The sequence below is a fragment of the Candidatus Methanoperedens nitratireducens genome (assembly GCF_900196725.1).
GTDB lineage: Archaea > Halobacteriota > Methanosarcinia > Methanosarcinales > Methanoperedenaceae > Methanoperedens > Methanoperedens nitroreducens_A.
In genome coordinates, this window is record NZ_FZMP01000177.1 from 1 (window position 1) to 13,403 (window position 13,403).

At 45.5% G+C, this 13,403-nt stretch carries 17 protein-coding genes; 3 read left to right on the forward strand and 14 right to left on the reverse strand.

Features of this window, described 5'->3' with window-relative positions; translation table 11 throughout:
* Positions 1 to 257: 257 nt before the first annotated feature.
* From MNV_RS11055 to MNV_RS11115, 13 genes are all read right to left on the reverse strand, one after another.
* The gene (locus tag MNV_RS11055; RefSeq protein ID WP_096206020.1) at positions 258 to 647 is read right to left on the reverse strand and encodes a hypothetical protein; all 390 of its coding nucleotides are present in this window, start codon (positions 645 to 647) and stop codon (positions 258 to 260) included.
* 2 nt (positions 648 to 649) lie between these two features.
* Positions 650 to 1,861, reverse strand: a complete 1,212-nt coding sequence (locus MNV_RS11060; RefSeq protein ID WP_096206021.1) for an ABC transporter permease — start codon at positions 1,859 to 1,861, stop codon at positions 650 to 652.
* Positions 1,858 to 3,048, reverse strand: a complete 1,191-nt coding sequence (locus tag MNV_RS11065) for a COG1361 S-layer family protein (RefSeq protein WP_096206022.1) — start codon at positions 3,046 to 3,048, stop codon at positions 1,858 to 1,860. Before MNV_RS11065 ends, MNV_RS11060 begins: the two co-directional genes overlap by 4 nt.
* A gap of 4 nt (positions 3,049 to 3,052) precedes the next feature.
* Positions 3,053 to 4,234, reverse strand: a complete 1,182-nt coding sequence (locus MNV_RS11070; protein ID WP_096206023.1) for an ABC transporter permease — start codon at positions 4,232 to 4,234, stop codon at positions 3,053 to 3,055.
* Complete coding sequence (locus MNV_RS11075; RefSeq protein ID WP_096206024.1) at positions 4,231 to 5,112, reverse strand: ABC transporter ATP-binding protein; 882 nt, start codon at positions 5,110 to 5,112, stop codon at positions 4,231 to 4,233. Before MNV_RS11075 ends, MNV_RS11070 begins: the two co-directional genes overlap by 4 nt.
* Positions 5,096 to 5,779 carry an ABC transporter ATP-binding protein gene (locus tag MNV_RS11080; protein ID WP_096206025.1) on the reverse strand — a complete coding sequence of 228 codons (684 nt, stop codon included), beginning with the start codon at positions 5,777 to 5,779 and terminating at the stop codon, positions 5,096 to 5,098. The genes MNV_RS11075 and MNV_RS11080 overlap by 17 nt, the downstream gene beginning before the upstream one ends.
* Positions 5,776 to 6,429: a Yip1 family protein gene (locus MNV_RS11085; RefSeq protein WP_096206026.1), complete on the reverse strand. Its 654-nt coding sequence runs from the start codon at positions 6,427 to 6,429 to the stop codon at positions 5,776 to 5,778. The genes MNV_RS11080 and MNV_RS11085 overlap by 4 nt, the downstream gene beginning before the upstream one ends.
* A gap of 41 nt (positions 6,430 to 6,470) precedes the next feature.
* Complete coding sequence (locus MNV_RS11090) at positions 6,471 to 6,665, reverse strand: helix-turn-helix transcriptional regulator (protein ID WP_096206027.1); 195 nt, start codon at positions 6,663 to 6,665, stop codon at positions 6,471 to 6,473.
* The gene (locus MNV_RS11095) at positions 6,665 to 7,069 is read right to left on the reverse strand and encodes a DUF2178 domain-containing protein (RefSeq protein ID WP_096206028.1); all 405 of its coding nucleotides are present in this window, start codon (positions 7,067 to 7,069) and stop codon (positions 6,665 to 6,667) included. Before MNV_RS11095 ends, MNV_RS11090 begins: the two co-directional genes overlap by 1 nt.
* 73 nt (positions 7,070 to 7,142) lie before the next feature.
* On the reverse strand, positions 7,143 to 7,532 hold the full coding sequence (locus tag MNV_RS11100) for a hypothetical protein (RefSeq protein WP_143311748.1): 390 nt from the start codon (positions 7,530 to 7,532) through the stop codon (positions 7,143 to 7,145).
* A 36-nt stretch (positions 7,533 to 7,568) separates the two neighbouring features.
* Positions 7,569 to 7,976, reverse strand: coding sequence for a hypothetical protein (locus MNV_RS11105; RefSeq protein ID WP_096206030.1), 408 nt, complete (start codon positions 7,974 to 7,976; stop codon positions 7,569 to 7,571).
* 287 nt (positions 7,977 to 8,263) lie between these two features.
* A complete protein-coding gene (locus MNV_RS11110) occupies positions 8,264 to 8,521 on the reverse strand; it encodes a hypothetical protein (protein WP_096206031.1) in 258 nt (85 codons plus the stop codon).
* Positions 8,522 to 8,647: 126 nt separating this feature from the next.
* Positions 8,648 to 8,938, reverse strand: a complete 291-nt coding sequence (locus tag MNV_RS11115; protein ID WP_096206033.1) for a hypothetical protein — start codon at positions 8,936 to 8,938, stop codon at positions 8,648 to 8,650.
* A gap of 225 nt (positions 8,939 to 9,163) precedes the next feature.
* Between MNV_RS11115 and MNV_RS11120 the strand changes: the two genes are divergently transcribed.
* Together MNV_RS11120 and MNV_RS11125 are read left to right on the forward strand one after the other, a co-directional pair.
* On the forward strand, positions 9,164 to 9,460 hold the full coding sequence (locus tag MNV_RS11120; RefSeq protein WP_218838006.1) for a hypothetical protein: 297 nt from the start codon (positions 9,164 to 9,166) through the stop codon (positions 9,458 to 9,460).
* A gap of 16 nt (positions 9,461 to 9,476) precedes the next feature.
* The gene (locus MNV_RS11125; protein ID WP_096206035.1) at positions 9,477 to 10,943 is read left to right on the forward strand and encodes an RtcB family protein; all 1,467 of its coding nucleotides are present in this window, start codon (positions 9,477 to 9,479) and stop codon (positions 10,941 to 10,943) included.
* On the opposite strand, the gene MNV_RS11130 is transcribed toward MNV_RS11125, so the two are convergent.
* A complete protein-coding gene (locus MNV_RS11130; RefSeq protein ID WP_096206032.1) occupies positions 10,915 to 12,741 on the reverse strand; it encodes a YgiQ family radical SAM protein in 1,827 nt (608 codons plus the stop codon). The two genes, MNV_RS11125 and MNV_RS11130, sit on opposite strands and share 29 nt — an antisense overlap.
* Before the next feature lie 140 nt (positions 12,742 to 12,881).
* On the opposite strand from MNV_RS11130, the gene MNV_RS11135 reads away from it, so the two are divergent.
* The gene (locus MNV_RS11135) at positions 12,882 to 13,253 is read left to right on the forward strand and encodes an aminotransferase class I/II-fold pyridoxal phosphate-dependent enzyme (protein ID WP_143311749.1); all 372 of its coding nucleotides are present in this window, start codon (positions 12,882 to 12,884) and stop codon (positions 13,251 to 13,253) included.
* Positions 13,254 to 13,403: the final 150 nt, after the last annotated feature.

Genomic DNA, 13,403 nt, shown 5'->3' on the forward strand with positions numbered 1-13,403 from the left:
AAAACAGACGATTAAACTCAGCAGTTGGTGTCGATCGTTCCCATGCTTCAATAGATGTAATGACAACTGCCGCAAGGAATTTCTTAAGAAAATACAACTCTATTTATGCGACTTAGCTTAGTAAAATATCGCCTTGATATGTTCATTTTTCATATCCGCTCATAAAAGATTGTGATTACTTAATCAAGCAGTTTTTGCTTTAAAGTTTATAAAAAATTTAATGATTTTCTTATCATTAGTTTTGTTTTTCGCCTAAGTTATTTTATAAGCGTAAAATACCTGCAGGTTATCTGATTCTGAATAAATATTTCATTTGGTAGATATGTTTCTATTATGTAGATTATACGGTTATTCCATCGTATTCCTGAGTCTTTGATGATATCATTGCCTCGATCGATAAGTGGGCATTGTTCATACGTAGTATATGTCTGATTATTGTATTGCGTCCGCAGCGGAAGATGCTCTTTCTCAATATGTTGATTATAATCAGGGATGTTCTTATCCAGCACAGCCCATTCTAAAGACATTTGAGCTATTATTTGCTTATCAGCCTCTTCTTGCTGTGGTTTTTCATTAAAAATACAGCCTGCAAGAAGCAATGAAACGAATACAATAACCCAATAAACAATTACATTTGACTTTTTCATATTTACTCCGCCCTCAGCGCCTCCACCGGGTCAAGCCTCGCAGCTTTATTAGCCGGATAAACCCCTGCCACTGTTGTCGTAACCACCCCGAAAAGCAGCCCGATCGCAAGCGAAGTCCATGTGACCGCTATCGGGATTGAGCCGAGCGTCGATATCAGGATAGAGATCCCCGCACCGATTGTGATTCCTATCAGACCGCTTACCAGCCCCAGAAGTCCAGATTCAAGCATAAAGATCATCTGGATATTTTCCTTTGTTGCCCCTACTGCCTTCATCACCCCTATTTCCTTTACCCTCTCGGTCACCGTAAGCATCATTACATTGACTATGCCGATGCCTCCAACTACGAGAGCTATTGCGCCTATGCCGCCGAGAGCATACTTCACCATGGTCAGCACCTGACCGATCCCTTCGAGGATCGACTTCATCATGAAGACCGTGTATGCTTCGTCTTTATGCAGCCTTCGCAGGGAATCATCCACTTTTTGTGAGGTCATCTCTATCTGGTTCTGGTCTTCTACGATTACAAGTATTGTGGAATATGAATAGTTCTTCGCATCAAGCAAATCTTTCAATGCCTGGTGCGTGGTAAAAATCTCCATGTTCGTATTTCCACCGAAAGCCGAGGTCATTTCCTTTTCTTTAAGGATGCCTGCGATGGTGAACTCTTTGCTCACGTCGTTATTTTTGTTTTTGATGTTTATACGCATGCCCGGGTTCAGGGGTATTTTGAACATCTTATTGGCGATATCGCTGCCTATCACTATAGAACTCCTGTCGGATTCCATGAGAAAGCGCCCCTTGTCTATCGAACCTGACAGCTCCGGCTCTTTTGTGGCTGTAACTGCGGTTATTGATACCGAGCGCTCTTCATCCCTGAACATGGCAGACACGCCGCTGCCCGTTCTTGGGGAAACGGTTTTAACTCCAACAGTATTCTCAAGTGCATGTACATCCTTTTCATCGAATTCGGCAGGCTTCTGATAAACGAATTTCCCGGTTTCAAAATTGGAGCCGCCGGGGAAAACTGTGATCACATCCAGGCTCATTCCCCCGAACGCCTTGCCCACGCCTTCCTGAAGCCCCTCGCCCACTGAGAGCATGACAACGATAGCGATGACGCCTATTATTATGCCCAGGCTTGACATCAGGGTCTTGAACTTATTGCTGCTGAAGCTGAGTGAGACCTGCTCAAAGGCATCAACCAGCCTCATCCCGATTTCGCTCTCCTGCGCTTCATATATACGAAGAATACGGCAATTATGATAAGCACTGCCGCAAGGATGGCTATTACAGGCAGGAAAGACGGGCTGCCGGCACCCTGGATTTGCATCGTCGTTGAACCGTTAAGCCTGACGGTCAGCGGCTCGGATTCATGCCAGTTGTTCCCGTTCTTGAACCTGAGCCTGAACTTTAAATCTTCCTGCGGATTGCCTGGCTTCATATCGAACTTGACAGTAAAAAGCTCATCAGGTTCCATTGTACCGATAAAATACTCGGCAGGCTCGAATGAGGCATTACCCACCGGAATAACGGAAGCCGCCTGGACTGTGTTCGGCCTGTTATTCGCCACATTGAGTACTATCTTGCCGGGGTTCAACTCCGGTGTCTCCGAGAGGGCTGTTTGTATGGAAGATGATTCCACCCTTATCGGTATCTTCAGGTTCAGGCTGTAGAGCCTTGCGCTCCCTTTAAGATCGAAATTGAGGAAATATGTGCCATCAGGCGTATTGTTCTTTATCCTGACCGTATATGAAAGGTCAAGAGAGTCGCCCGGACCAACAATACCCGCATTGTAGTAGGGTTCGCTTGTCACATCCACGAACTCATTACCGAGAAGCTCTGCAGATTGTATCTGCGCATTCATGCTGTAATCCTTGCCGTCCATTTTGATGGTGTACTCGGACGCACTGTTCTTCAGCGTGATAGTAACAGTCGCGGTATCGCCGGCCATGGGTACCTCGGGTTGAAGCGTAAATTTCTCAAGCCTCACAGTCCCTTTTGCATCCACTACGTCGCTTCCCACTTCAATATCAAATTCCTTTTTAGTGAAGAAGCTATCCACCCTGTAGCCTATTTCGATAGTGTTCGTACCGACGTAGGCGTTCTTATCAACATGCACCATGAATTTATAGACCGCCTCATCATTTTTCCTTATTGTTCCCGGATATTTTACAGTGCTCTCGTTTTTAACAGAGAAAGGGTATTTCGGGACAAATTCTATGGATGCTCCGCTTACGTCGCTATCACCAACGTTCTTCACCAGTACCCATATGCTGAAATCCGAATCCGGACTGACCGGATAAGGGTCGTATTTGATGAGGCTGATCCGTAAAGAGTTATCTGCAACTGCCGCTCCTGCTGCGCCCGCAAAAGAGATAAAAATGACGAGCGCAACCATTAGTCTAGCTTTCTGATAAATACCTTACCACCTCTTTGAGTGTTGGGTTTTTCCCGTACATCAAGAGGCTTGCCCTGAATACTTTTACAGACAGTTCTATGATGATAATAGCCGAAACAGCCAGGATCATGGTACTGATCACTACCTCATAGTACTGCACTTCTGCCGTGGAGAGGCGCATTATCATTGTAACTGGCGAGGTCAGCGGGAAATAGCTGAGTATTATTGTTAGAGGTGCTCCCGGATTTGTGATCACGAACTGTGAGAGTGCTAAAGGAATCGCACCAACTATCGAAAATACTCCCGCCATCTGCTGCCCTTCTCTGGATGTCGTTGCTACTGCTCCCAATCCTGCCATTATGCTTGCAAAAGCGAGGTAACCCAGCATAAAATAACTGGCTCCAAACAATAACAGCGGAACAGATACATGCATCCTGTCAAGCAGCATTGCAAAAACCACAGGGTTTGAGGTCAGGACTCCAAGCCCGATCACAAGCCATGCAAGTATCTGGGTAAGCCCTACTGCTCCGAGCCCTAATATCTTGCCTATAAGCAGCTCGCGATACGAAACTGATGATAGCAGGATTTCCATTACCCTGTTCTCTTTTTCCTCAACAACACCCTGGAGGAGGAAATTTGACGAAGTGAAGATGGAAAGCATAAAAAAAACTGCGAACGCTACTGAAACGATAAAGTCGGATAATCCTCCGTTGCTCGTTTCTCCCTTTTCATTCAGCGTGAAATATTCGCTGTTCATCGGGACTTTTACTCTATCCACGATATCTTTGTTCTCTCCTTTTAGCAGATTATCTATCAGGAAGTTCTTGATCCGGGACTCGACCGTCCTTCCCATGAGATCTTTTTTTCCTGCAAAAATAGTGATTTTCCCTGTAGTTGTGTAATCTGCCGGAATCACAAAGAAGTGTGTAATCTTATTATCAAGTAGGTCTTTTTTCGCAAGCTCTTCACCGGCATATTTTGTGAAATCCCCCGGCTCAAATAAACCAGTCCTGTCCACGTATCCTATCCTGTATTCTGCGTGACTTATGCTGCTGCCTGCCAATAGAATCGGAAGACCCATTGCAACCAGAATAAACAGCGGCATCCCTAAAGTCACGAACAGGAATTCTTTTCTGCGCACGTTATACGTGTATTCATGCTTTGCTATGGTAGTCCACTTTGTCATGCTTCCTCCACCACCTGTATGAATATCTCATTCAGGGAAGGCGCAGATAGCTCGAACCTGCTGACCCTTACCTTACTTGCTATTGTTTTCAATACTTCCTGGGTATCTGCTCCGGATTCGAGGAGTAATTCGGCATAATTGCCGGAGTGATTGATTTTCTTCACACCTTTTATGTCTTTCAATTCCCCGTCGAACTCAAGAAGGATCGTGTTTTTCCCGAACCTTGATTTTATCTCGACGACGCTGCCGTATAATACTCCGTTCCCCCTGTGTATCATGAATATCCTGTCGCACATGCGCTCCACCTGGTCCATCATATGCGTGCTGATAAGTATGGTCTTTCCTTTCCTGCCGAGTTCAAGTATCAGGTCATTCACAAGCTTCATGTTCACAGGGTCAAGACCTGAAAAAGGCTCATCAAGGATTATGAATTCAGGGTCGTGGCTTATCGCTGCTATTATCTGGATTTTTTGCGCCATGCCCTTGCTGAGTTCCTGGATTTTCTTATCCTTATGCGAAAGCATCCCCATGGTTTCAAGGAGCTCAAGCGTCCTTCTTTTACTCTGTTTGTTCTTCAGGGCACCAAGGTACGCGAGCGTATCAATGACAGTCAGCCTCTGGTAAAGCCCGCGCTCTTCGGGAAGATAGCCAATCCTGTCTTTTATTTCATCGGTAAGCCCGCTTCCCAGGACGCTTATCCCGCCCGAATCCGGTCTCAGTATATCAAGAAGCATGCGGATGATCGTTGTTTTTCCTGCCCCGTTAGGCCCGATAAGGCCGAATACCTCTCCTTTCGCTATGTCAAAGGATATGTCCCTGACCACGAACTGTCCGTTAAACGATTTCGATACATTCGAAACTTCAACAGTATTTCCCATCTTCGATCCTCCCGTCCTTCAACCTGATTATCCTGTCGCAATTTTGCGCCAGCGTCTGGTCGTGTGTGACCATAAGAATAGTCCTTCCTTCATTATGCAGGTTATTAAATATTTGCATAATTTCCTGTCCTGTTTTTGAATCAAGGTTGCCCGTCGGCTCATCAGCAAGCAGTATCTCAGGCTCATTTACAAGCGCACGCGCTATCGCTACCCTCTGGCGCTGACCGCCTGAAAGCTCGGCGGGCTTGTGGTCAATCCTGTCTTCCAGACCGAGCATTCCAAGCAGCTCCGATGCTCTTTTTACTCTCTGTGCTCCGGAAATGTCCTGATATATCATAGGAAGCTCCACATTTTTAAGTGCAGTCAGGCGGGATATAAGGTTAAAGGTCTGAAAAACAAAGCCGATTTTCTTTCCCCTGATGCGCGAAAGCTCCATATCAGGGAGTATGGATGTGTCCATGTCCCCGATTATTATTTTCCCGTCTGTCGGCCTGTCGAGGCATCCTATCAGGTTCATCAGTGTGCTTTTTCCACTGCCTGAGGGACCCATGATCGCTGCGAACTCGCCTTCATTGACCGCAAGGTCAATATTGTGCAGTACAGGTACACTAAGCTTGCCGAGAGTGTATGTTTTTGAAACCCTTTCCATAGCCAGTATAGTTCTCATGAAATACTGCGGCTCCAGATGCTCAATATAAAGGATATAACGATAACCGCCAGCGGTATTCCCGCTACGATTGCCGACCTGGCAGGTGTGAGCTTATGTGCGCTCTGTATCCCGAAGAAGAGGATTATTGAAAACCATATCTGCATGATTAAACCAATAATACTTGAGGCAATGATATAGGGGTTATTATAGAGTTCTTTTACTGCCATCGGGTTTGTCCGGGAGATCGTTATTGTCATGGGCTCTAGCATAGAAAGCATTACAAGCGTAATGATACCTGCAAAAATCATGGGAACCATGCTGTAACCTATTACTGTCATCATCTGGGGATAGAACTTTCCCTCTCCGCCCAGCGCCATCGAGATCAAATGGATTATCCCTGCCCCGACCAGCCATACTATGAATGCCCCTACCAGCCCGCCCGCAACTGCGAATATCGCCATTACCGACGGCAATGAAGGCGGCATGTTCTCAAATCCCTCGTAGATATAGGTCACTTTATAAGATTGCACATACCCGGCAAGTGCGCTCAGGACCGCGTATATTCCCACGATTGCAACCGCTTCTTCTATCATTGGCTGCTCTGCTATGCTTTTCATGGCGTTTTTCGGGTTTTTTATTGTTTCGACAACTTTTTCAACGAAACTCATTACATTCCTCCAAATTTACTACCACTTCACCAATACCAGATTTAATCCTCAAAAATGAAGACTTCCTCTATTTTAGAATTCAATACCTTAGCTATATCGTATGCAAGCTTCAATGAGGGATTATATTTTCCTTTTTCTAAAAAAACGATTGTTTCTCTTCTTACACCTACCATCCTGGCAAGTTCTTCCTGAGTTAAATCGTATCTTGCCCGAAGCTCCTTGATTCTCGTTCTCATTAACCGCCCTTTTTGCTGTAATACCAATTAAATATTGAAAAACAGGATAATCCAGCAAAAAAAATAAACGCAGACACATCCCTGTAGTTTGCGTTCCCAATTAATGGAATGGTACTGCCAAACGCCATTAAGAGGAATATTACGATTAAAGTTGCAATATATGCATTATATCCAGCTTTTTCCCTGATTCTCACTGACCTTTCATCCTGTAAAAAGTACTCTTTTGGTTTTGTAGATAATAGATAGAATCTGAATACTATCATGAGCAAACCGTTCAGAATAATTCCAAACCCAACAAACGGCTTATTAAGAAGAACTACGACTATGCCTGCTAATATTATCCCCAGACATACCCCCACAAAGAGCAAAAAACCCCTGTCTTTTTCGATTTCTCTGATATTCATTAGACTTCATCCTTTCTCATAGTTTAATCGCCTTTTCTCTAAAAATTCATTCATACCGTCCTGTGTATCATTGTTAAAAGCCAACCTTTTTACTGATCTTCCCGTAATAATACTCCCCGGCTACCCTTACACCAGCCGTTACAAGCAATACTATGCCAAGCGCTATGTAAGTCTTAAAAAAGTCGGGGCTGTAAATATCGATTGCTAACAGCAGGACTATTATTGAATACGTAGCCCAGAAGGATATGTTTGCGGATTTACCTGATATCCACTCTGTTAATTCATCGGTAGTAATTTCCTTCTTTCTTGCCCCAAGAGAATACTGAAGTATTAAACCGCCAAAGGAAAGAAGAATAATGCCGATGTAGGAGTAGGTCTTTGTGATCACTAATATTAGACCGATAGCAGTAGCAATCAAAGAAAGGATTATCTTTGCTTTATTATGTTTTCCTGGTTTTTCCATCTCCATCCACCCATTAAAAGTTATTAAAATATACCTCTAAAATCCGATTTCCTTCTTTACTTTAGTATAATATAAATGACCTGCAATTTTTGATACAACTATAACCGCCGCCAAAAGCACCAGAACACCCTTTGCATCTATTAATCCCGGATTATCATCCAATGCTATCGATAAAACCGCGATTACTGCTATTGCTGTGATAAACGCGAAATTCGAAGACATCCCCGAAATTCTCTTTGCCATCTCATCCGTTTTTACATCGTCCTTGTATTTCCTATTTCTTATAAAATAATTTGCTAGCAGTCCAACTCCGGCAGCGCTCATTATTACTTCTTTGAAGAAGAAACTACTATACAGGATGCTGTAAACAGCAGCAGCGATGTAAATCCACACAAGTATTAACCATACATCATTCGCCTTTTCTATTTCTCTTTGAATAGTCATAAAACCACCAAATGTTATTTATTTACAACATTATGTTATGTATATCTAACATTGGGATATTTAAAACTTTCTTTTTCGATAGAATTTTGTATCTCAACTTATCTCAATTATCTTCTCTTTTCCGCTTCCGTCTTCGATCCACGTTAATTTTATGCTTACCAGCGGCTCTCATCCGGCAATATCCTGCTTGCTCAATCCTGTTGCATTGAATACAGCCGTACCGTTAATCCCGAAAGTGAAGCCTGGTGGTATATCTACAAACATGACTGAATTGATGTAGGAACCATTCAACCGTGGACTATTTCGGGATGTAGCATCACGCTTGCATTAGCGCTCTTGGCTGCCTTGTCACTGGCATTTGTGATGTTTACTCTCCAATCAAGCCTTTGAAGCTGCGTCTGGTTCTCGCTTGCGCCTAAAGATGAGGTAGCATCATAAACCAAATTGACACCATGAAAATTGGCACCCTGGGGTTTCTTTTCACCGGAAATACATCCGGCAAAAACCATGGAGAGAACAATAGCGATAAGCAGGATTTTTTTCATGACCGCGCCTCCCTCCTGCCCTGGCGGAATTTTTCGATCAATAAATTGCAAATCTTAACATGTGTTTAATATTATTTACACATTTATGGATAAACCTTTTGGTGTAAAATTTTTAGTAAAATATGGTTAAATTTTCTCTTTTGGCAGCGCCATCAGTTCATCATAAAATTTAATAATAAGCTTCGCAACGGGATTTTCTTCGTTCATGGAAAAAGTCCTGATCTGTTTGCCCAGCTTCTTTTCAATTATGATGTTATTCTCAACGAGCGGCTCCATTACCCTTGCGACACTTGAGTGAGAAAGTCCTGTTTCCTCAGCTATCCCTGAGAGATAGGTGAACTCGCCCCTGTTTCTGAGCAGGTTCTCCAGCACGATCGTCTGTGCACTGTTTCCGAATATCCTTATAAGTTTGCTCATTTCTATATCGTTCAGATTAATCACATTATATCTTATTCATGTTTAACCTTTTCATTTTTCACAAAAGATAAACATTTGTAAATATTTCTATTATGGACGCGAAGGTTTAAAATACTAATCAGTGATGACAGGGGGGGTACTTACCAGAGCCTTCCCAGAACCGTCAGGCAATAACTCACCATGCCAAATTAGATATGCCCCTAATTACAACTTTAGCAGTAACTTATGCTGACAGGAAGAGTGCAACACGAGCTTGAGCTGTTAAAGAGGCACATGATAGTATTAAAAAAAGTAATGGACAGCGGACCTATCGGGATAATGAAACTATCCCTGGAAACAGGCATACCCGATCATCTTGTCAGGTACTCGCTGCGGGTTCTTGAACAGCAGAGGTTAATATCCCCGTCAACGCAGGGCGCTGTTGCTACAAAATCTGCTGAGACAGCATATGTCGAGTTCATGACTGAGCTTGAGAAGATAAGCGAGATGACAGAAGATATAAAGCGGATCGGTTTTGGGTAATTACATGGAGATAACCATGACGGAAACAGCTAAAAAAGATGTTAGAAGCCTTGTCACAAAGGTCAATGATTACACATGGGATATACCCGTCAGTTATGAATCCGGGATGAGGGTACCGGGTCGTATTTTCGTCTCATCGAAATTGCTTGCAGGCATTGAGCAGGAAACACTTGACCAAACAGCGAACGTCGCAACCCTGCCGGGCATCCAGAAATACGCAATGGCGATGCCGGATGCGCATTCAGGTTACGGATTCCCCATAGGCGGCGTGGCTGCTTTTGACAGGGATACGGGAATAATCAGCCCCGGCGGCGTGGGATACGATATAAACTGCGGGGTCCGGATAATCAGGACAAACCTCACAATAGAGGATGTGCGCCCGCGAATGAGAGAGCTGGTTGAGCAGCTTTTCCAGGCGGTTCCCTCGGGTGTGGGTTCAAAAAGCAAGATCCGCGCATCTGATAAAGAACTGAACGATGCCTTCCTCTACGGCGCAAAATGGGCTGTGGAAAGCGGGTACGGCATGAAAGAGGATACCGAGCATTGCGAAGAGAACGGTTTTATGAAAGCCGCCGACCCCTCAAAAGTGAGCGATAAGGCACGCAGCCGCGGTAAACCCCAGTTCGGGACGCTTGGCAGCGGCAATCATTTTCTTGAGGTGCAATATGTGGACGAAGTATACGACGAAGAGACAGCGAAGGTATTCGGTCTTCATAAAGGACAGGTCACTGTCATGATACACTGCGGCTCGCGTGGCGCGGGTCACCAGATATGTGAGGATTATCTCAAAATACTTGAAAGGGCAACACACAAATACGGCATAATCCTGCCGGATAAGCAACTTGCGTGTGCGCCTGCCGAATCTACCGAAGGGCAGAACTATTTTAAAGCCATGGCAGCCGGCGCGAACTATGCGTGGGCGAACCGACAGGTCATCACCCACTGGGTGCGGGAGGTGTTCACGAAGTTCTTCAGGCGCGACGTTGATGATCTGGGTATGCATCTGATCTACGACGTGGCGCATAACGTTGCAAAGCTTGAGGAGCATACAATAGACGGGGAAAAGAAAATGGTGTATGTGCACAGGAAAGGTGCGACGCGGGCTTTCCCGCCTGAGCATCCCGATGTGCCTGCGGTTTACAGGAAAGTCGGACAGCCTGTGCTTATCCCGGGCAGTATGGGTACGCCCTCATTCGTACTGCACGGGACGCAGAAAGCAATGGAGCTGACGTTCGGGAGCGCATGTCATGGCGCGGGCAGAACATCAAGCAGGGCTGCGGCGCTGAAAACGTTGAACGGTGAAACCATACAAAAAGAGCTGGCTGCCAGGGGTATATCCGTGAGGGCGACGCAGCCGTCCGTGATAGCAGAAGAGGCTCCCTCAGTGTATAAATCGAGCGAGGATGTCGTGGATGTCGTTCATCAACTTGACATCGCGAGAAAGGTCGTCAGGCTCATGCCGATGGGTGTGGCGAAGGGATAGGATTTTTCCTTTTTAACAGGCACTTTCTCTCACTCCCGATCAAATCCATTCTTCCAGTCGTCTTCAGCCCCTCATACACAAGCCCGTAATTCCTGCTATCCTTATACCGCATCAGGGCGCGCTGTATCCGCTTTTCCCGCCCTTTCGCAACATGGACTTTTTCCATTGTGAAAGGATTTATTCCTGTATAATACATGCACGTCGAGGCTGTCATGGGAGTGGGCGTGAAATCCTGCACCTGCTCCGTGTACAGGTTATTATCGCGTATGTACTCTGCAAGCTCTATCATATCCTCAAGCGTGCAGCCGGGATGTCCTGACATGAAATAAGGCAGGATGTATTGTTCTTTCCCGAGTTTTTTGTTTATAGCCCCGAATCTCTTTTTGAACTCTTCAAATACCTCTTTTCCTGGCTTATGCATGATTTCTGTTACGTGCCTGGTCACATGCTCGGGCGCGATTTTCAGGTGCCCGCTGACATGATGTGCGCAGAGTTCCGGGAGATAATCCGATGAATTCGCCAGTACAAGGTCGTAACGTATCCCTGAGCCTATGAACACCTTTTTTACGCGCGGTATCTCGCGCAGGCGCCGCAGGAGTTCAACCTGCTTTTGATGGGACGTATCAAGAGATTTACAAACAGGATGAGTGCATATTTTATCGGGACAGGCGCCGTTCGTCTCCCACCGCCTGCAATGCATGGAATACATATTCGCCGTCGGTCCGCCCACATCCTGCACAATCCCCTTGAAATCAGGCATTTTCGCCATTCTTTTTACCTCGCGTACGATCGATTCTATGCTCCTGCTCTGCACTATCCTGCCCTGGTGGTGCGTCAGGGCGCAAAAAGCGCAGGAAGCGAAGCATCCGCGGTGGCTTATTATTGAAAATTTTACAGGAGCGAGTGCTGGGATGGGTTTTTTGTAAGAGGGATGGGGCATCCTTGTATAAGGTTGTTCATACACATGGTCAAGCTCCCGCGTACTTAATGGCATGGCAGGCTTATTCTGGATAATGACAGTTTTCGGGTGCGGCTGCGCTACAGGCTTTCCCCGGATAGGGTCCTGCTCCTGGTAATGGAGCCTGAACGCCCTGGCGTAAAGCTCCCTATCCTGCGAGACCTCGGTGAAGCCCGGTATCACAACATAATCATCGTGGCAGATTGAGCGCCATTTGCTTATTTCCATCTTAACGGCTGTTCCGGGAATACCGGTGATGTTTTTGATGTCCTCACCCTTTAAAAGCCGGTCTGCGATCTCAACTACCTGCCTTTCCCCCATCCCGAATACCAGGATATCGGCAGGCGCATCCGCAAGGATTGATCGGCGCACCGAATCCTGCCAATAATCGTAATGGGCGAACCGCCGCAGGCTTGCCTCGATGCCGCCAAGCACTATGGGGGTACCAGGGAAACTTGAGTGGAGTTTATCTGCATAGACGATAGCTGCGCGGTCAGGTCTTTTACCTCCTGCCCCGCCGGGCGAATATACATCATCGCTGCGTCTTTTCAGATTGGGCGTGTAATTGTTCACCATAGAATCCACGTTCCCTGATGTAACGCCAAAGAACAGCCCGGGTTTTCCGAGTTTCTTAAAATCGGCATCGCTCTTCCAGTCGGGCTGGGCTATGATGCCCACAGTGTAGCCCGCATCCTGAAGTACACGCCCGATCACAGCAACGCCGAATGAGGGGTGGTCAACGTATGCATCGCCCGTAACAAGTATTATATCAAACTCCCGGATTCCGAGTTTTTCTGCTTCGCGCAGGGACATCGGGAGGAAATGAGGTTGGATTTTCATGTTTGAGCTGATTGAGGGTTCTTGATGGATTAATAGTTATTTGATAGTTATTTTGTAAAAGGAAAAGGATGGTCAGGTAGAATATCAAGGATCGCCTATGGAAACACTTAACTCGGATTGAAGATTGAAAAGATACCTGCATGAACAAGGGATTTGCTGACAGGATGAAGACCACCCGTAAGTCCTTCATCAGGGAGATATTGAAAGTTACCCAGCAGCCTGAAGTGATATCATTTGCCGGCGGATTTCCGAATCCCGGCTTTTTCCCGGTGGAAGAAATCGCATCAGCTTCTACAAAGGTTCTGGCGCAGGATGGCAGGAATGTTCTCCAATACAGTACGACTGAAGGATATTTACCTTTGAGAGAGTTCATCACCGAAAGATATCTCAGGAAGAGCGGGTTGAAAATAGAACCTGATGAAATATTAATCACTAACGGCTCGCAGCAGGGCATTGACTTAATTGGAAAGGTTTTTTTCAAGAAAGCCCCTTCGGGGCAATTTAGAGTCTAAGCTAAGTCGCATAAATAGAGTTGTATTTTCTTAAGAAATTCCTTGCGGCAGTTGTCATTACATCTATTGAAGCATGGGAACGATCGACACCAACTGCTGAGTTTAATCGTCTGTTTACCAGGCTTTCTATAGGGTTTGAGTTAGGGTTCA